We start from the raw sequence: 15,717 nt of genomic DNA on the forward strand, positions 1-15,717 counted from the left end.
GGTGCTGCCACAGCGCCGGCCCGTTGGCTCTCCCCACCCCGCCAGGAGCAGACGTGTCCCCCTCACCCCCGTACCACGGACCAGCCGTCCGGCGCGCCGTCCCCCTGCTCGCCCTCGGCGCGCTCGTGGCGTCGTCGCTCGCCCTCGCCGCCCCGCCCGCCCAGGCCGCGGAGACCCTGCTCTCCCAGGGCAGACCCGCCACCGCCTCCTCCCAGGAAGGCGACGGATACGCCCCCTCGGCGGCCGTCGACGGCAACCTCACCGGCACCCGCTGGGCCAGCCGGTGGAGCGACCCCCAGTGGTTCCAGGTCGACCTCGGGCAGCGGTCCGACCTCAGCCGTGTCGTACTGACCTGGGAGGGCGCGTACGGCAGGAGCTACCGGATCCAGGCGTCCGACGACGGCACGGACTGGCGGACGCTGCAGACCGTGACCGGCGGCGACGGCGGCACGGACGAACTCGCCGTCACCGGCTCCGGCCGCTACGTCCGCATGCTGGGCACCGAACGCTCCGGCGGCTACGGCTACTCCCTCTGGGAATTCCAGGTGTACGGCTCCACGGACGGCACGCCGCCCGCCACGGGAGCGGTCGAGGTCACCGGCTCCCAGGGGAACTGGCAGCTGACCGTCGGCGGGCAGCCGTACACCGTCAAAGGCCTGACCTGGGGCCCCGCCATCGCCGACGCCCCGAAGTACCTGCCCGACGTGAAGTCCATGGGCGTCAACACCATCCGGACATGGGGCACCGACGGCGGCACCAAGCCGCTGCTGGACAGCGCCGCCGCGAACGGCCTCAAGGTCGTCAACGGCTTCTGGCTGCAGCCCGGCGGCGGCCCCGGCTCCGGCGGCTGCGTGAACTACGTCACCGACACCGCCTACAAGAACACCATGCTCACCGAGTTCACCAAGTGGGTCGAGGCGTACAGGAACCACCCCGCGACGCTCATGTGGAACGTCGGCAACGAGTCGGTCCTCGGCCTGCAGAACTGCTACAGCGGAGCGGAGCTGGAGGCACAGCGCAACGCCTACACCGGCTTCGTCAACGACGTCGCGAAGAAGATCCACAGCATCGACCCCGACCACCCCGTCACCTCCACCGACGCCTGGACGGGTGCCTGGCCCTACTACCAGCGCAACGCGCCCGACCTCGACCTGTACTCGATGAACTCCTACGGCGACATCTGCGGCGTCCGGGAGGACTGGGAACAAGGCGGCTACACCAAGCCGTACCTCATCACCGAAGGCGGACCGGCGGGAGAGTGGGAGGTGCCCGACGACGCCAACGGCGTCCCCGACGAGCCGACCGACGTGCAGAAGGCCGAGGGCTACACCAAGGCCTGGAACTGCGTCACCGGACACCGGGGCGTCGCCCTCGGCGCCACGCTCTTCCACTACGGCACCGAACACGACTTCGGCGGCATCTGGTTCAACCTCCTGCCCGACGGGCTGAAGCGGCTCTCCTACTACGCCGTCAAACGGGCCTACACCGCAACGGCCGGCAACGACAACACCCCGCCCGTCGTCTCCGCCCTGGCCGTCAGCCCGGCCTCGTCCGCTCCTGCGGGCGGCGAGTTCACCGTCCGCGCGGACGTGCGCGACCCCGACGGCGACCCGATCACCTACAAGATCTTCCTCAGCGGCAACTACGCCAACGGCGACAAACGCCTCGTCGAGGCCTCCTGGCGGTCCACCGGCAACGGCACCTTCGCCGTGCGGGCCCCCGAGAAGCTCGGCGTGTGGAAGGTGTACCTCCAGGCCGAGGACGGCCGCGGCAACGCCGGCATCGAGACGAAATCGGTCAAGGTCGTCGCCCCGCCCGTCACGGGCACGAACGTGGCGCTGAACAAGCCCACCACCGCCTCCTCCTTCCAGCCCTCCTACGGCGACTGCCCGTGCGAGCCCGCCAAGGCGACGGACGGCCGGGCCGACACGCGCTGGGCCAGCGACTGGAGCGACCCGCAGTGGATCCAGGTCGACCTCGGCTCCGCCACACCCGTCCGCAAGCTCCAGCTCGTCTGGGACCCCGCCTACGCCAAGTCCTACGAGGTCCAGGTGTCCGACAACGGCTCCGCCTGGCGCACGGTCCACTCCACGACCGCCGGCAACGGCGACATCGACACCATCGACGTGGCGGCCACCGCCCGGCACGTACGCCTGCACCTGACGGCGCGTGGCACCGGCTGGGGCTACTCGCTGCACGAGTTCGGCATCTACGGCTGACGACGGCGAAGGGCGTCCGGCATCGCCCCTCGCACCGTCGCGGCTGTCACCACACCGGCACCTCAGCGGGCAAGGAGGCCCCATGGGACCACGCTCCAAACTCCCCGCACTGCTGCTCGGCACCGCACTGCTCGCAAGCGTCCTCGGCGTCGGCACCGTCGCCACGGCTGCCGGTCCCGCCGCGACCCCGGCCGCCCCGGCCGCCGGGCACAGCGGGCACAGCGGGCACACGACGGCAGTGTCGACCCGGGCGTCCGCCGACGACCCCGACGGCGACGGTTACATACCGGCCGTGCCCCAGGTCACCGGCGTGACCCCGTCCACCGCGACCCCGCCGCCGCGCTACCACAAGGAGTTCCAGGCCAACTGCTCCGTCACCCACACCGCGCCGGACGATCCGATCATCTACCCGGGACAGCCCGGCAAGTCCCACGACCACACCTTCATGGGCAACACCACGACGAACGCCGGCAGCACCACGGCGAGCCTCTACGGCGGCAACACCACCTGCAACGCACCGGCCGACGCCTCCGCGTACTGGATGCCCTCGCTGTACAACGGGGACAAGAAGATCCTCCCCGTGGGCCCGCAGGTCATCTACTACAAGTCGGGCATCACCGACTACACCAGCGTGCGGCCGTTCCCCAGAGGGCTGCGGTACGTCGTCGGTGACCCCTTGCAGAGCGCCCAGCAGTTCCGCGCCCACAAGGGCTTCGTCGAGGGCTGGGAGTGCGGGGACAGCTTCTTCAACGTCGACTTCCCCGCCACCTGCCCGAGCCGTCCCGACGTGCAGCTCAACATCCGCTTCCAGGCGCCCAGTTGCTGGGACGGCAAGTACCTCGACACCCCCGACCACAAAAGCCACATGGCCTACCCGGTCGTGAAACCAGGCACGAACGACAACATGTGCCCGGCCTCCCACCCGGTCGCCCTGCCGATGATCGAGTTCAAGATGGCGTTCCCGGTGAACGGCGACATGAGCCAGGTCCGCCTGGCCAGCGGCCGCGGGTACTCCTTCCACTACGACTTCTTCAACGCCTGGGAGGAGCGGACCCTGAAGGCGCTGGTCGACCACTGCATCGTCGGCGGCCTCCAGTGCGACACCCGCGGCTACGACCAGAACCACCCCGAGCGCGGAGCGGTACTGAACGCCGACCACCGGCTGCCCTGACCCGGCCGGAGGCCCGAGGGCCCGACGGCACCCGCGTGACAGGGGTGCCGTCGGGCCCGTGCGTCGTTCGTGCGACGGAGCGGACAAGCGGGCGCGGCGGTCAGGCGGACTCGCGTACGACCAACTGCGGTGCGAAGACCCGGGTGCGAGGTGCGGTGCGGACGCCGCGGACCTGTTCCTCCAGCATCCCGGCCATGGCCGCCGCCATGTCCTCCACGGGCTGGCGCACGGTGGTCAGCGGCGGCCGGCAGGTCACGGCGACGCTCGAATCGTCGAACCCGACGACGGCGACGTCCTCCGGTATGCGCCGCCCCGCCTCCCGCAGTACGTGGCACGCGCCCTGAGCCATCAGGTCGTTGGCCGCGAACACGCCGTCCACCTCCCGGTGGTCCCGCAACAGCGCGGCCATCGCCGTAGCCCCGCTGTCCAGGCTGAAGGACCCCTCGGCCGCGGGCACGCTGCCGTGGCCCGCCCGGGCCAGGGCGTCGCGGAATCCGGCGAGGCGTGCCCGGCCAGCCCTGACCTCCGGCGACGTGCAGATCGTCGCCATCCGTCCGCAGCCGCGGGCCAGCAGATGCTCCCCGGCGAGCCGCCCTCCCGCGTAGTGGTCGAGATCGACACAACTGACCGGTGTGTCGCGGGCGGGACGCGCGAACAGCACCGTCGGCACCCGGGCGGCCAGGAGCAGGTCCGGCAGCGGGTCGTCCGGCTGGACGGAGACCACCAGGGCGCCGTCCGCGCTGCCCTGCCGCAGGTAGCCGACCACCTGCTCCCTGGCCACCGGGGACTCGGCGAACAGCAGCACCGGCTGCATGGCGCGTGCCCGGAGGTACCCCACGACGCCGTTGACGACGCGCCCGAAGAACGGGTCGGCGAACACCCGGCCGGCGAAGGCGTCGCCCGCGCCGGAGATGACGAGGGTCACGCTGCCGGTGGGATGCCGGGTGACCAGCGCCCGCGCCGCGCGGTTCGGCGTGTAGCCGGTCCGTTCGATCGCGTTGCGGACCAGTTCCTGGATGCCGGGATCGACGTTGCGCACGCCGTTCACGACCCGCGACACGGTGGCGCGGGACACCCCCGCCTCGCGCGCGACGTCCTCGAGCGTCGGGGACCGCCAGTTCATGAGGGCACTCTAACCGCGGGCGTTTCCTCGGTGCGGGCCGGTGTGCCGGTCACGCCGGACGAGCGAGTCGTCCTCCACGGTCTGGCTGGACGGTCGGTTGATCGGCTACGTCAAAGACCTCAGTCAACTATGAGCCTTACGAGGCGGGCCGTAGGTCACCGAAGACGTCAACAGGAAGACCGGGCTCCTCGACGGCGCGGCCCGCCGCTGATCCGGCGGGCCGCGCCGGATCAGCGGAAGTGACAGCCCTGTGGCTCCTCCGTCCTACCGGGCGAACCGAACGGGAAGGCTGCGCGGACCGCGGATCATCATTCCCGGGCGCCAGGTGATCGCCGCCGGGTGGACGTCCAGGGCCAGGTCCGGGCAGCGTTCCAGCAGCGTCCGCAGGGCGATGCGCGCCTCCAGCCGGGCCAGCGGTGCACCCAGGCAGTGGTGGATGCCGTGGCCGAACGCGACATGGCCGCGGGCGTCACGGAGGATGTCGAAGCGGTCGGGCTCGGGGAAGCGTTCGGGGTCGCGGTTGGCATCGGCCATGGCGACGAGGACGAGTTCGCCTCCTCCGGGGATGACCGTGTCGCCGATCGTCACCGGTTCGGTGGTGAAGCGGAACGTGGGGGTCTCCAGCGGTCCCTCGTAGCGCAGCGCCTCCTCGACGGCTGCGTCGACGAGGGAGAGGTCCGCGCGCAGGGCGGCCAGTTGCTCGGAGTGGGTCAGCAGGGCGAGGACGGCGTTGGATATGAGGTTCACGGTGGTCTCGTGGCCGGCCACGAGCAGCAGCCAGGCCATGCCGAGGAGTTCCTCGTGGGAGAGCCTGTCGCCGTTGTCGTCCGAGTCGTGGATCAGTCCGCTCATGAGATCGTCACCGGGCTGCTGCCGCTTGCGCTCCACCAGCTCCACCAGGTAGTGCGCCATCGACTTCGCCGCGGTCTGACGCAGTTCGGGGTCGGCCGCGCCGAGTGCGTCGTTCGACCACGCCCTGAAGGAGCCCCGGTCCAGGTCCGGCACACCCAGAAGCTCGCAGATCACAGTGATGGGCAGCGGAAAACACAGCGCCTCGACGAGGTCGACCCGCCCGCCGGGGGCGGCGAGCATCCTGTCCAGGAGCGTGTCCGTCATCTCCTGGATGCGCGGGGCGAGTTCGTCAACGCGGCGCGTGGTGAACTCCCGGGCGACCAGCTTGCGCAGCCGGGTGTGGTCCGGCGGGTCGGCCCTGAGCATATGGGTGCCGGGGGATATGGCGCCGAGAGGAAGGGAGGGCGAGGCCTTGCTCCAGTCCTTGGAGAGTCTCTGGTCGGCGAGGGCGGCGCGTCCGGCCTCGTATCCGACGACGAGCCAGGCCTCCGCGCCTCCTTCCGGCATGCGAATGCGGTGCACCGGGCCCTGCGACCGCAGTCGGGCGTAGACGGGGTAGGGGTCGCGGGTGAAGGACTCGCCGAGCGCCGCGAGGTCGACCACGCTCATGGGAATACCACCTCACTGATTCCGGGAAGAAGGAGTTGTGCGCCGCAGTGACCGGGCGCGAACGTCATGGCGACGCGGAGGCGGCGGGGAGAGGGGTCACCCGGGAAGCGGCCGGCGGTTGTCGTCCACCGGGGTGTGCGGCGCCGTGGAGGGACGCGTTTCGGCCGGGCCGTGGGCGCCGTGCACGCCGGATGCCGCGGGTTCATGGTTCCGGTAATGGTCCGCCCCCTCGGATCAACACCCGACCGCCCACCGACTGTAGCTTCTGTCGCCACTGAGGGGAGGCGAATATCAGGCGTGCGAAAGGCGGTGGGCGCGCGTCAGTGCGGCCGGCCGGGTGTCAGTTTCCGCACGGGAACTGACGGTGGGCCTCGTACTGACTTGCCACCACATCCGCCAGGCGGCGTGGGATGCGTGGGCGTGGCCGCCGCGCCACCCTCCACCCACTGCGGGTCGTCCAGGATGTCTCGGGTCCGGCGACGCAGGCGCCCTCCAGGAACACGACCAGGTTGTGGTCGCTGTAGGCGGTGTCGAGAGTCTCGTCCTGGCCGTCGCTGCGCACGATGACTCTCCGGCCACCCGAGAAGGAGGGACCGGTGCCCGGCGATCGGTGCGCTGGGAACGGTCTGGGTGTGCCTTCGCCGATTCTGCACGTGAGGGGCTGCGGCTTCGCGACCTGCCCCGCAAGTACTGCGGAGATCCTTACCGCCAGGCCGCCCACCGGCGCCGTCTCAACAGCGGCCCGGCTGCCCACAGCAGCACGGCACCACCGCCGCCGGCGCCCGCGGCCGAGCAGTTCCCACCGGCCCCACAGCCCTGGGAAGCCCAGCGGGCTCTCGCCGCCTGCCGCGTAGACGACGCAGTCGGACGGGAGCTTCGTGCCAACACCCCCCACAACCCGTGGCCGTTCTCGCGGTGGTCTCCTCCCAGCGCTGGTCGGTGATGACCACCCGCGGCACCGCACCGGTCCTCTTCAGCAGCCTGCGGAAGAAGCGTCTGGCTGCGGCCTTTGTCCCGGCGGTTCTGCATGAGGATGTCCAGCACGTTGCGTCCTGCTCCACGGCCCGCCACAGGTACTTCCGCTCTCCGTTGATCCTGACGAAAGCCATCCCGGGTGTGTGCGGGGCGACACGCCGGAATGGTTTCGCCCGGCACAGCGGTCCGGGGAACATGGTCCCGGACGTTGAGGGCCGCGCCGTTGTGGGGGGACGCGACCGGGACACGCCAACGGGGGATGTCATGGACACAGCCGTACGTACACGAACGGCGGACAGAGGACGCGGAGTGCTGGAGGGGGCGTTCGCGCTGCTGGAAGCGCTGCGGCAGCACGGAGACGAGGCAGGGGTGACGGAACTGGCGGTAGCTTGCGCAGTGCCCAAGAGCACGGCTCACCGACTGCTTGAGCAGTTGGTGGCCCTGGGGGCCGTGGAGCGCCGCGGCGCGCGTTACCGGCTGGGCGCACAGCTCTACCGGCTCGGCCAGGCATGGCAGCCGCACCCAGGACTGCGCATGGCGGGACGCCTGCCGCTGCACCGGCTGAGAGCCGCCACCGGAGGCAGTGCGGTGCTGGCGGTGATGCACGAGGAACGGGCTCTGACGGTCTGCTCAGTGCCCGGCCGGGCGGAGCCACTCGTGCCGGTCCGCAACGGCGAGGCGTTCTCGCTGGACACGGCGCTGGGCAAAGCGCTGCGAGGCCCGGTGCGCAGCGGCGCCGTCCTGGACCGGGAGGATGTGGTGGCCGGGGTCTGCTGCGCCGCGCACCCGGTGCGGCTCGCGACGGGAGCCGTGGTGGGGGCGGTGGCCGTGATGGTCGAGGCCGGCCAGCGGCTGGATGTGATGGCGGACCGGGTCGCCGAAGCAGCCGCCGCCGTCACCCGTGCACTGGGCCGGTCCCGGATCGAGGTACGTCCGTGAAAGCGTCCGGCCGTGTTCCGCTCAGTGGGACGCGCGTAGATGCGAGGCGGTGACGGCGGCAGGGTGGATGCGTGCCGGGGGACGGCACAGGCCCTCGCAGGACGACGCGGGGCCACCACACCGTTCAAGGGGGAACCAACCATGCGTGGAATCGCTCGAGTGGCCACCGCCGCTCTGCTCTCGCTGAGCAGCGTCGCCGGATTCGCCGCGGCGGCCCAGGCCGAGCCGATCGACTACGTCCGCATCGAACTGCTGGAGCTGACCTGTCACCAGCAGAGCGAGGGCGATCACGACGAGGCCTACCTGAAGGTCACCGACGCCAACGGAAACGCCGTCAAGGTGTGGCCGGGGAGCGTGAAGTACCAGACGATGGGCCCGGGTTACGTCCGGTCGATGACCGATGGCAACGGTAACGCGGCCCTCGTCCTCGGCAAGCAGCAGGCGCGCACCATGACGCTGTGGGACTACGACACGACGAGCGGCGACGACAAGCTGGGTGCGACGCTGGTGACGGGCAGTGAGGCGGGCGCCGAGATCCAGTACCGCTCGCTCGAGGGGTCTGGTGGCGTCTACACCATCGCCTACCGCGTCATCGACATCTGACGGTCCCGGCGCCCTCGCGTCGACGGCCTGCCGGGCGGGTACTCCCCGCCCGGCGCCGGACGCGCGCCCCATCGGCGCGCGGGGCGTCCCGTCCGGTCCGTGGCGCGGCGTGGTCACGTCGTTGGTGCGTGATTGTCTGATGGGGCTTCGGGGCGTGGTGGGCCCACGGCTCGGGCCTGTGTTCAGGCCGTTGCGGCTGGCCGGCGGTGCCGTGGGAACGGAGCTTGTCGGTGACGATCACTCGTGGCATCGACTGGGTGGCCTTCATCAGCTTCCTGAAGAAGCGCTTGGCCGCGGCCTTGTCGCGGCGGTTCCGCACGAGGATGCCCAGCACGGTCCCGTCGGCCTCCACCGCCCGCCACGGGTACTTCTGCTCTCCGTTTCTCCCCGGCCGCCGTGGCGGTGAGCCAGTCGGCGGCTTCGACATCGGTCATACCGCACCGCCTGGACCGGGTGGGCGTCGCCGTCCCGGACGACATCGACGCGGCCCGGGAGCGGGCTGCTCTTGAGGGCGGGGCGGCTATCGGGGCGAACCGCTGCCGGGCTTCTACAAGACGTGAGGCTAGGCTCCCGGCACGACCGGGAGCCTAGCCTCACGCGTGGCGCTTTCCTCTTTGCTGCCAAGTACCTGCCGTCGTTGGGTACGCGCTTAGCCTCCCGCAAGCCCTGAAACAGCTGCTGGATGGCGAGGATGGCAACACCCAGAAGGACCCAGAGCAGAAGCGTCCGGTGCTCCACCCACAGCACAGTGATCACCAAGGTGACACCGCACACTGCAAGAGCCACTGCGGCTCCGCGCGCTCGCTCTCTTCCCTTCCAGGGTCCGCGGCCACCGGTCACGATCTCACCGACAGCACCGCCTACGCAGCCACCAACGGCTGCGCCGGCCACCGGTCCTGCTACCAGCGTGACGGCCACGGTGGCGGGGATGCTCGCACCTGCGGCAGCCAGCGTGCCCCCGAGATCGAATAGGCCAGGGGGGTCGATGTTGTTGATGGGGTCGCCGCTGGCGTAGAGGTAGGGGTTCGTCTCCTGCCCCGACGGGTCCGGCTGGGTGAAGTGGCCGAGGGGGGCGTAGTAGCGGTGCCCCATCTTGTACAGGCCCGTCGGGTCGGCGTACGCACCCGCGTAGCGGGTCGGCCGCGGGGCGGCGTCGGTCGGCGTGGAGCGCGGCAGGCCGGTGGCGCCGCCGACGTGTGCGTTGCTTGCCCGCGTCGTCGACAAAGCCGAGGGGCTGCTGCACCACGCGCCGGTTGCCCTCCCGGCAGGGAGGGCAACCGGCATTCTCAAGGTCGATTACGTTTCATCGTCCTCAAGGAGTACGCACCCACTCCCCACAGGAGAACGATAAAGACCAGGAGTCCCCACCCTCCAGAATTCCCGCTGACTATCAGGAACACGGAAAGGGCCAATCCCAGGACGCAGAAGAAGGTAGCGAACTGCCACCATCGCTTCACTCCAGCCTGTTGCTCACTGGTCCATCCCAGAGGCATGCTCACTCCTTCTCATCTTCTAGCTGATACCGATTCGGTCAGCCACCGACTAGGTTTCCGGCAAGAGTGCTGAGCGGTTCGGTGTGTTCTCCGGGCACGCCACATGGGCGTGCGCGCAGCACGCGAGTGCATCAGCTTCCCCCCACAGGAAGTCAGACCCGGCGACCCCAGCGGTCACCAGCGGCACACAGCTGTCACATGAGGAACACAAACCGACGCGGCGTTCCCTTGAGCGTCATATGCAACGGGCCGGAATGCGCCCCGCCGCTTCCCTGGTTCAGACGCACTCGTATCGTCGCAACAGGGACGTGAAGTAGGCCCAGTTGATGAAACTTTCACCGACCTTGACAGGCATTTTGACCGAAAATGCTCGAACAGGTCCTGTGCCTCACGGGCCAAGGTCAGCGACCGGTCCTTTTCAGACAGGTTCAGACCTGCAAGTCGACCATGAGGGAGTAACCACCGAGTCGTTCATGCTGGTCATGCCGAGAACACGTCGGCCGGAGAAGTTGTCTCAGGTGCGGTGGCGAACACGGGCAGTTCCTGAGTGCAGGACCTCACGGAATGCACACTGGACCTGTCCTGCACGCGTGGTCCCCCAGCCCGCGGCAACCGCCCCGCTGTGAAGGACCTCCTCTCCGATGAACGCACCGGGCAGACGCATGCCCTGCTCCCGCTCCACCCGCCGCCACTCCCCCGCCTCACGCCGGCTCACCCCCGCCGTCCGGTGGGCCGGGCGCCTGCTGTGCTGGAGCCTCGCCGCCGGCATGACCACCGCCGCCCTCGACCTCGTCGCCTCACCCCAAGCAGCCTGGTGGCCCACCGTCTGGCCACTGCCCTGGTACCTCACTGGCCTGTCCATCCCTGCCTGGGCCATCCTGCGCGCTCGCGAAAAGGCCGCACAGGACCCACCCGGCGGGGACACCCTTCCGGGCCACTGGGACCGGGCAGCGTAGGAACGGCCGACCCGCATCCGGTGGTGGATGTTCACCCCCCGAAGGGGCAGGGTCACCGGTTGAGCAGTGACTTCGTGATCGCGATGGAGGACGAGGCCAGAGTGGTCTCGCCGTCTTCGATGTCCCATAGCGAGTTCTGCAGCAGCCGCCCGAGCGTCCAGCCGGTCGCGCGTGCACGGTCCAGGCCGAGGACCTCCGTGAGCAGGTCGAAGCGGCGCCGCACGACGCGCAGGGCATCGTTCTTCATGACGACGTCGTCCCACCGGCTGTCCAGGGCGGGCCAGAGGTCGAAGCCGGGGTCCCCGGCGAGCGGTTCGGGATCGATGGCGAGCCACGGCTCACGCTGCGCGGCGAGAACGTTGTCGTAGTGCAGATCCCAGTGCAGCATCCGGTCTCCGGGCTCGTCCGCAAGCTCGGCCACCGCCGACGCCCAGCCGCGCAGGAGCTGCCGGTCTGCCCGGTCAGCCAGAGCCTCGACCGCCGTGGGAACCTTCTCCAGCATCTCAGCGGTGATGTCGCCGAGGCTGCGCAGTCCCTGGGGCGCAGGGACACGGACCAGCCGGGCCTGAAGCTCGGCGAGGATGCCCATCGCAGCGTCGTCGTCCTCGACCGAGGTCAGCGTGCGGGCAGCGTTCAGCCGCTCCAGGAGCATGGTGCTGGTTTCGGGATCGTGGTCGAGCAGCCGCACCATCCCGTCGCCGTTCCAGGTGCGCAGTCCGATGAGTGCGGCAGCGGTCTCCTCCCTGGGCATCTGCAATTTGAGGACCGCGCGCGTGCCGTTCCTACGCAGCACCGGCAGCACCAGCGAGGCTTCCCCGGCTCCGGCCGCGCCGTCCCGTTTCAGCTCCCAGCGGTCCAGGAATTCAGCGGCGAGGGCCGGCAGGCCGGCGATCCAGGCCCGGCCTTCCTCGCCGAAACCTCTGGCGTACGACACCGCCAGGGACTGCGGGACCTCGACCGCTTCCAACGTGCTCAAGTCATGCGTCCTTCAGCCGCGATCGCGTTTCTCGCTGCAACCTACCGGAGCACAGCGGACGGCCATGCCGTCGTCGACCTTCACCAGCCACCCTCCGCTATCGCTCACGCCCGATCACGGCTGGCTTTCTTGAGGCGTCTGCAGCAGATGAGGCCGCAGGCGAGGGAGACGATGCCGTGCGGTGTCCCGGCAGGTGTGTTGTCGTCGCATTGTCGTGCGGCGCGTGGCGGGAGGTGTCAGGTGCGTGTGCCGCTGGCGTGATGTGGGGTGTGGGCGTTCTGGGCTGCTCTGCGGGTGCTCCAGCGGACCAGGGGCTGCAGGGCTTCGATGAGGGCCTCCCCTGCGGGGGACAGGGTGTAGGTGATCTGGACGGGTGTGGTGGGCACCACGGTGCGTTCGATGAGTCCCTCGGCTTCGAGTTCCTTGAGGCGCTGGGAGAGCAGGCGGTCGGAGATGCCGTGGATCACTGCCCGGTACTCGCCGAAGCGTCTGGCGCCTTGGGTGGCGGCCATCAGGATGGAGCCGGTCCAGCGGCGGCCCACCGTTTCGAGGGTTTCCTGGAAGCGGGGGCAGGTTTCGTCGTGGATGGAACTGCGTTCGAGCTGTCGTGGCATGTGGTCTACTCCTGAGCTACTTACGTAAGATTAGCAGCTTACGGGACGTTTGGTCTGGCGTGAGGGCGGCCGCACTGTGGTGCCATGACCGATTACGGACACCCGCTGTCGTTCGGCCTGAGCCTCGACCCGGCAGCGGACGCTCTCGAAGAGACCCGCCGGCTCGCGCACCAGGCCGACACCGGCGGGCTCGACTACCTCGCCGTCCAGGACCACCCGTACCAGCCGGGCCACCTGGAGACCTGGACACTGCTCAGTCACCTTTCAGCGTCGACGCAGCGCATTTCCTTCCTCACGGACGTGGCCGATCTTCAGCTGCGGCCTCCGGCGCTGCTGGCCAAGGCGGCCGCCTCGTTGGATGTCCTCACCGGCGGCCGTGTGCAGCTGGGGGTGGGCGGCGGCGCCTTCCCCGAAGCGATCGCCTCCATGGGCGGCCTGCCCCGGCGGGGCGCGCAGATGGTTGCCTTCACCGAGGAGTCCCTCGTTCTCATGCACCAGGCGCTGGCCGGTGGTGCGGTACGGATGCAGACCCTTCATCACACCGTCATGGGTTACCGGGCCGGCCCTGTCCCGGCCGCCCCGGTGCAGCTGTGGCTGGGGGCGCAGAAGTCCAAGATGCTCGCCGTGGCCGGGCGGGCGGCCGACGGATGGATCTCGCCGCTGAACATCTACGTGCCGCCCGAGGAGGTGCCCGCACGGCAGGTCATCATCGACGAGGCGGCCACGGCCGCCGGCCGCGACCCGCGGTCCGTCCGGCGCATCTACAACGTCATCGGCGCCATCGGGACGCACGGCGCCCGCCACGGACTCGTCGGCGACGTCGAGGTGTGGGTCGACACGCTCACCGACTGGGCCCTGCGTCTGGGGTTCGACACCTTCATTTTCTGGCCTGTGGGCGATGCCGAGACCCAGCTGGAGCTCTTCGCCGCACGCGTCGTCCCGGCGGTGCGCGCACGCGTCGCGGAGCGCAGGGGGCAGCGATGAACCCGGGACCCGTCACCGCGCCTGCCGCCCTGTCCGGCAAGCTGATCACGCCGGACGACAGCCGCTACCGGACCTACCGTTCCACGTACACCACGGTGGGCAGTCCCGCCGTCGTCGCCGTCCCGGAATCGGCCGGTGACGTCGCCGCCGCCCTGCTCCTGGCGCGGGATCGCGGGCTTGCCGTCGCGGTGCGCAGCGGCGGGCACGGTCTGTCCGGCCGCGGCACCAACAACGGCGGGCTGGTCATCGACCTGCGGCGGATGAACGATGTCACGGTCCTCGACCGTTCCAGGCGCCTCGTGCGGGTGGAGGCGGGCGCCCGCTGGGCGCAGGTCGCCCAGGCGCTGAGCCCGCACGGGCTGGCCATCAGCTCCGGCGACCACGGCAATGTCGGCGTCGGCGGGCTCGCCACGGGTGGCGGGGTCGGATGGCTGGTCAGGCGTTTCGGGCTCACGGTGGACCGTGTGCGGGCGGTGGAGGTGGTGCTGGCCGACGGTTCGCTCGTGCGCGCCGACGCGGCCAACGAGCCGGACCTGTTGTGGGTGATGCGGGGCGCGGGCGCGGGCGCGGGTATAGCCGTGGCCTTCGAGTTCGAGGCCCTCGAACTGCGGAACGTGGGATACGCGCAGATCGCCGCGCGGGTCGATCCGGCGGGCGGGTTGCTGCAGCGTCTGGACGCGGTGCTGAAGGACGCCCCGCGGGAGCTCACGACGGCCGTCATGTTCTCCTCGCAGGGGCCGGTGACGAACGCGTTCATCACCGCGGTCGTCGCCACCGACGACACGCGGGCCATCAGTGATGCGATCGACCCTCTCCTCGGCATCGGTGAGGTGACCCTCCAGCAGGCGCTGCTGACGCCCTACACGAGTCTCGTTCCGCGTGAGCACATGCACGTCAACGTGGGGCAGATGCCCGCCTCCACGACCAACGGGCTGCTCACGGAAGTCACGCCGGCCGCCGGCCGTGCGCTGGTCGACATGGTGGCCGGGCCCACGCCCCTGTTCGTCCAGATGCGCTCCCTCGGCGGTGCGGTGGCCGAGACCGATCCTGCGGCCACCGCCTTCCCGCACCGGCATCAGCGGTTCCTCGTCACCGCCTCGACCTTCCCTCCCTACGGTTACGACGACCTGCTCAGGGCTTGGAAGCCGGTGGAACAGCACACGGAAGGGGCGTATGTGAACTTCGAGAGCAATCCGAGCCAGGCCTCGTTCGACCGCGCCTACCCGGGCGCCGTCGGCACGCGTGTCGCTGCGTTGTGGCGGCGTTACGACCCCGACGGCGTTCTGCGCCCCCGTAGGTGAGTGAGGTCGGTGCGCGGGTCAGGGGTCGTGTGGCAGGAGGCGGAACGTGTGCCGCATGAGGCGGTTTCGCCACTCTGCGTCGAGTGCTGCGGGGTTCGGCTGCGCAGGTGTGTCCTCGTCCAGGTACTGCCCGTTCCAGGTGCCGGTGGCGAGGGCGGCCTGGACCACGTGGCGTGCGCCTCGGGAGGGCGGGTCTCCCTCGATGGTGAACATGGCGTGCAGCAGCGGTGTGCGGATGACTCCGGGGTGCACGCTCACGGCGTCGAACCGGGGCTCGGGCGCCTGCTCCGTGAGCCATCGCGCATGGGCCACCAGGGCGAGTTTGCTTCGGGAGTAGGCGCCGGCGGAGCTGTAGGGGGCGCGTCGCATGTTGAGGTCGTCCACGTCCAGTGACGTGGTCAGATGCGTGGCTGAGGAGACATGAACCACGCGTCCGCGCGCGGTGCGGAGCAGAGGGGTGAGGCGGGCGGTGAGCAGTACCGGTGCCAGGTAGTTGGTTTGCAGGGTGCGCTCGTTGCCGTCGCCGGTGAGTTGCCGGGTCGGCGGGCCGGGGCGGCCTGCGTTGTTGACGAGTACGTGGACCCGGTCGGTGATGTCTGTGATGTGGCCGGCGAGTCTGCCGGCGGCGGCGAGCTGGTCGAAGTCCGCCTGGAGGTAGTGCACTTCGCCCGCGCCCAGCTGGGTGAGGCGGTCGAGGAGGGGGGACTGGCTCTCGGGTGGCTGGGGGCCGTGGACGATCAGCCGGGCTCCGTCCGCGGCCAGAAGGTGAGCGACGTGTTCGCCGATGCCGCTGGTGGCACCGGTGAGCACCACCGTGGGGCGGGCGGTGCTGCTGGAGTCCATGGTGTTCACCGTTGCGTGGGTGACGGGTGCGGGCCCGTGGTGTGCGGATGCCGCCGGGC

General features: G+C 70.2%; 14 protein-coding genes and 1 pseudogene. 7 read left to right on the plus strand and 8 right to left on the minus strand.

Annotated elements, in window-relative coordinates:
• Window positions 1-53 precede the first annotated feature (53 nt).
• Together ELQ39_RS00215 and ELQ39_RS00220 are read left to right on the plus strand one after the other, a co-directional pair.
• The gene (locus tag ELQ39_RS00215) at window positions 54-2,219 is read left to right on the plus strand and encodes a discoidin domain-containing protein (protein ID WP_242590424.1); all 2,166 of its coding nucleotides are present in this window, start codon (window positions 54-56) and stop codon (window positions 2,217-2,219) included.
• Window positions 2,220-2,301: 82 nt separating this feature from the next.
• The gene (locus ELQ39_RS00220) at window positions 2,302-3,390 is read left to right on the plus strand and encodes a DUF1996 domain-containing protein (protein WP_242590426.1); all 1,089 of its coding nucleotides are present in this window, start codon (window positions 2,302-2,304) and stop codon (window positions 3,388-3,390) included.
• A gap of 100 nt (window positions 3,391-3,490) precedes the next feature.
• Here the strand turns inward: ELQ39_RS00220 and ELQ39_RS00225 are convergent, their stop codons facing one another.
• The 3 genes from ELQ39_RS00225 to ELQ39_RS00235 all read right to left on the minus strand — a co-directional run bounded on the left by ELQ39_RS00225 (window position 3,491) and on the right by ELQ39_RS00235 (window position 7,215).
• The gene (locus tag ELQ39_RS00225) at window positions 3,491-4,513 is read right to left on the minus strand and encodes a LacI family DNA-binding transcriptional regulator (protein ID WP_242590428.1); all 1,023 of its coding nucleotides are present in this window, start codon (window positions 4,511-4,513) and stop codon (window positions 3,491-3,493) included.
• A 264-nt stretch (window positions 4,514-4,777) separates the two neighbouring features.
• Entirely contained in the window at window positions 4,778-5,974 is a 1,197-nt protein-coding gene (locus ELQ39_RS00230) for a cytochrome P450 family protein (RefSeq protein ID WP_242590430.1), read from the minus strand.
• A 731-nt stretch (window positions 5,975-6,705) separates the two neighbouring features.
• Window positions 6,706-7,215, minus strand: a complete 510-nt coding sequence (locus ELQ39_RS00235; protein WP_337662981.1) for a DDE-type integrase/transposase/recombinase — start codon at window positions 7,213-7,215, stop codon at window positions 6,706-6,708.
• Here ELQ39_RS00235 and ELQ39_RS00240 point away from each other — a divergent pair.
• Together ELQ39_RS00240 and ELQ39_RS00245 are read left to right on the plus strand one after the other, a co-directional pair.
• Window positions 7,214-7,888, plus strand: coding sequence for a helix-turn-helix domain-containing protein (locus ELQ39_RS00240; RefSeq protein WP_242590432.1), 675 nt, complete (start codon window positions 7,214-7,216; stop codon window positions 7,886-7,888). The two genes, ELQ39_RS00235 and ELQ39_RS00240, sit on opposite strands and share 2 nt — an antisense overlap.
• A 141-nt stretch (window positions 7,889-8,029) precedes the next feature.
• Complete coding sequence (locus tag ELQ39_RS00245; RefSeq protein ID WP_031024005.1) at window positions 8,030-8,491, plus strand: hypothetical protein; 462 nt, start codon at window positions 8,030-8,032, stop codon at window positions 8,489-8,491.
• On the opposite strand, the gene ELQ39_RS32610 is transcribed toward ELQ39_RS00245, so the two are convergent.
• Together ELQ39_RS32610 and ELQ39_RS32615 are read right to left on the minus strand one after the other, a co-directional pair.
• Window positions 8,478-8,918, minus strand: a complete 441-nt coding sequence (locus tag ELQ39_RS32610) for a DDE-type integrase/transposase/recombinase (protein WP_435813115.1) — start codon at window positions 8,916-8,918, stop codon at window positions 8,478-8,480. The two genes, ELQ39_RS00245 and ELQ39_RS32610, sit on opposite strands and share 14 nt — an antisense overlap.
• 602 nt (window positions 8,919-9,520) lie before the next feature.
• A pseudogene (locus tag ELQ39_RS32615) lies at window positions 9,521-9,775 on the minus strand (RHS repeat-associated core domain-containing protein); the annotation flags it as partial.
• Window positions 9,776-10,625: 850 nt separating this feature from the next.
• Here ELQ39_RS32615 and ELQ39_RS00260 point away from each other — a divergent pair.
• Complete coding sequence (locus tag ELQ39_RS00260; RefSeq protein ID WP_242590433.1) at window positions 10,626-10,940, plus strand: hypothetical protein; 315 nt, start codon at window positions 10,626-10,628, stop codon at window positions 10,938-10,940.
• Window positions 10,941-10,992: 52 nt separating this feature from the next.
• Here the strand turns inward: ELQ39_RS00260 and ELQ39_RS00265 are convergent, their stop codons facing one another.
• Together ELQ39_RS00265 and ELQ39_RS00270 are read right to left on the minus strand one after the other, a co-directional pair.
• Window positions 10,993-11,916 carry an aminoglycoside phosphotransferase family protein gene (locus tag ELQ39_RS00265; RefSeq protein WP_242590434.1) on the minus strand — a complete coding sequence of 308 codons (924 nt, stop codon included), beginning with the start codon at window positions 11,914-11,916 and terminating at the stop codon, window positions 10,993-10,995.
• Between the two features lie 236 nt (window positions 11,917-12,152).
• On the minus strand, window positions 12,153-12,530 hold the full coding sequence (locus ELQ39_RS00270; protein WP_242590435.1) for a winged helix-turn-helix transcriptional regulator: 378 nt from the start codon (window positions 12,528-12,530) through the stop codon (window positions 12,153-12,155).
• Window positions 12,531-12,614: 84 nt separating this feature from the next.
• Here ELQ39_RS00270 and ELQ39_RS00275 point away from each other — a divergent pair, with 84 nt between their 5' ends.
• Window positions 12,615-13,514 carry an LLM class flavin-dependent oxidoreductase gene (locus tag ELQ39_RS00275; protein WP_242590436.1) on the plus strand — a complete coding sequence of 300 codons (900 nt, stop codon included), beginning with the start codon at window positions 12,615-12,617 and terminating at the stop codon, window positions 13,512-13,514.
• Window positions 13,511-14,815: an FAD-binding oxidoreductase gene (locus ELQ39_RS00280; RefSeq protein WP_242590437.1), complete on the plus strand. Its 1,305-nt coding sequence runs from the start codon at window positions 13,511-13,513 to the stop codon at window positions 14,813-14,815. The genes ELQ39_RS00275 and ELQ39_RS00280 overlap by 4 nt, the downstream gene beginning before the upstream one ends.
• An 18-nt stretch (window positions 14,816-14,833) precedes the next feature.
• On the opposite strand, the gene ELQ39_RS00285 is transcribed toward ELQ39_RS00280, so the two are convergent.
• Window positions 14,834-15,658, minus strand: coding sequence for an SDR family NAD(P)-dependent oxidoreductase (locus ELQ39_RS00285; protein WP_242590439.1), 825 nt, complete (start codon window positions 15,656-15,658; stop codon window positions 14,834-14,836).
• Window positions 15,659-15,717: the final 59 nt, after the last annotated feature.

Origin of the sequence: Streptomyces sp. GB4-14 (assembly GCF_022696125.1) — a bacterium.
GTDB classification, from domain to species: domain Bacteria; phylum Actinomycetota; class Actinomycetes; order Streptomycetales; family Streptomycetaceae; genus Streptomyces; species Streptomyces werraensis.

What these genes read in the sequence shown, in the direction of transcription:
- ELQ39_RS00220 (WP_242590426.1), top strand. Translation starts at nt 2,302, where the DNA reads ATGGGACCACGCTCCAAACTCCCCGCACTGCTGCTCGGCACCGCACTG.
- ELQ39_RS00225 (WP_242590428.1), bottom strand. Translation starts at nt 4,513, where the DNA reads ATGAACTGGCGGTCCCCGACGCTCGAGGACGTCGCGCGCGAGGCGGGG.
- ELQ39_RS00230 (WP_242590430.1), bottom strand. Translation starts at nt 5,974, where the DNA reads ATGAGCGTGGTCGACCTCGCGGCGCTCGGCGAGTCCTTCACCCGCGAC.
- ELQ39_RS00240 (WP_242590432.1), top strand. Translation starts at nt 7,214, where the DNA reads ATGGACACAGCCGTACGTACACGAACGGCGGACAGAGGACGCGGAGTG.
- ELQ39_RS00235 (WP_337662981.1), bottom strand. Translation starts at nt 7,215, where the DNA reads ATGACATCCCCCGTTGGCGTGTCCCGGTCGCGTCCCCCCACAACGGCG.
- ELQ39_RS00245 (WP_031024005.1), top strand. Translation starts at nt 8,030, where the DNA reads ATGCGTGGAATCGCTCGAGTGGCCACCGCCGCTCTGCTCTCGCTGAGC.
- ELQ39_RS32610 (WP_435813115.1), bottom strand. Translation starts at nt 8,918, where the DNA reads ATGTCGAAGCCGCCGACTGGCTCACCGCCACGGCGGCCGGGGAGAAAC.
- ELQ39_RS00260 (WP_242590433.1), top strand. Translation starts at nt 10,626, where the DNA reads ATGAACGCACCGGGCAGACGCATGCCCTGCTCCCGCTCCACCCGCCGC.
- ELQ39_RS00270 (WP_242590435.1), bottom strand. Translation starts at nt 12,530, where the DNA reads ATGCCACGACAGCTCGAACGCAGTTCCATCCACGACGAAACCTGCCCC.
- ELQ39_RS00275 (WP_242590436.1), top strand. Translation starts at nt 12,615, where the DNA reads ATGACCGATTACGGACACCCGCTGTCGTTCGGCCTGAGCCTCGACCCG.
- ELQ39_RS00280 (WP_242590437.1), top strand. Translation starts at nt 13,511, where the DNA reads ATGAACCCGGGACCCGTCACCGCGCCTGCCGCCCTGTCCGGCAAGCTG.
- ELQ39_RS00285 (WP_242590439.1), bottom strand. Translation starts at nt 15,658, where the DNA reads ATGGACTCCAGCAGCACCGCCCGCCCCACGGTGGTGCTCACCGGTGCC.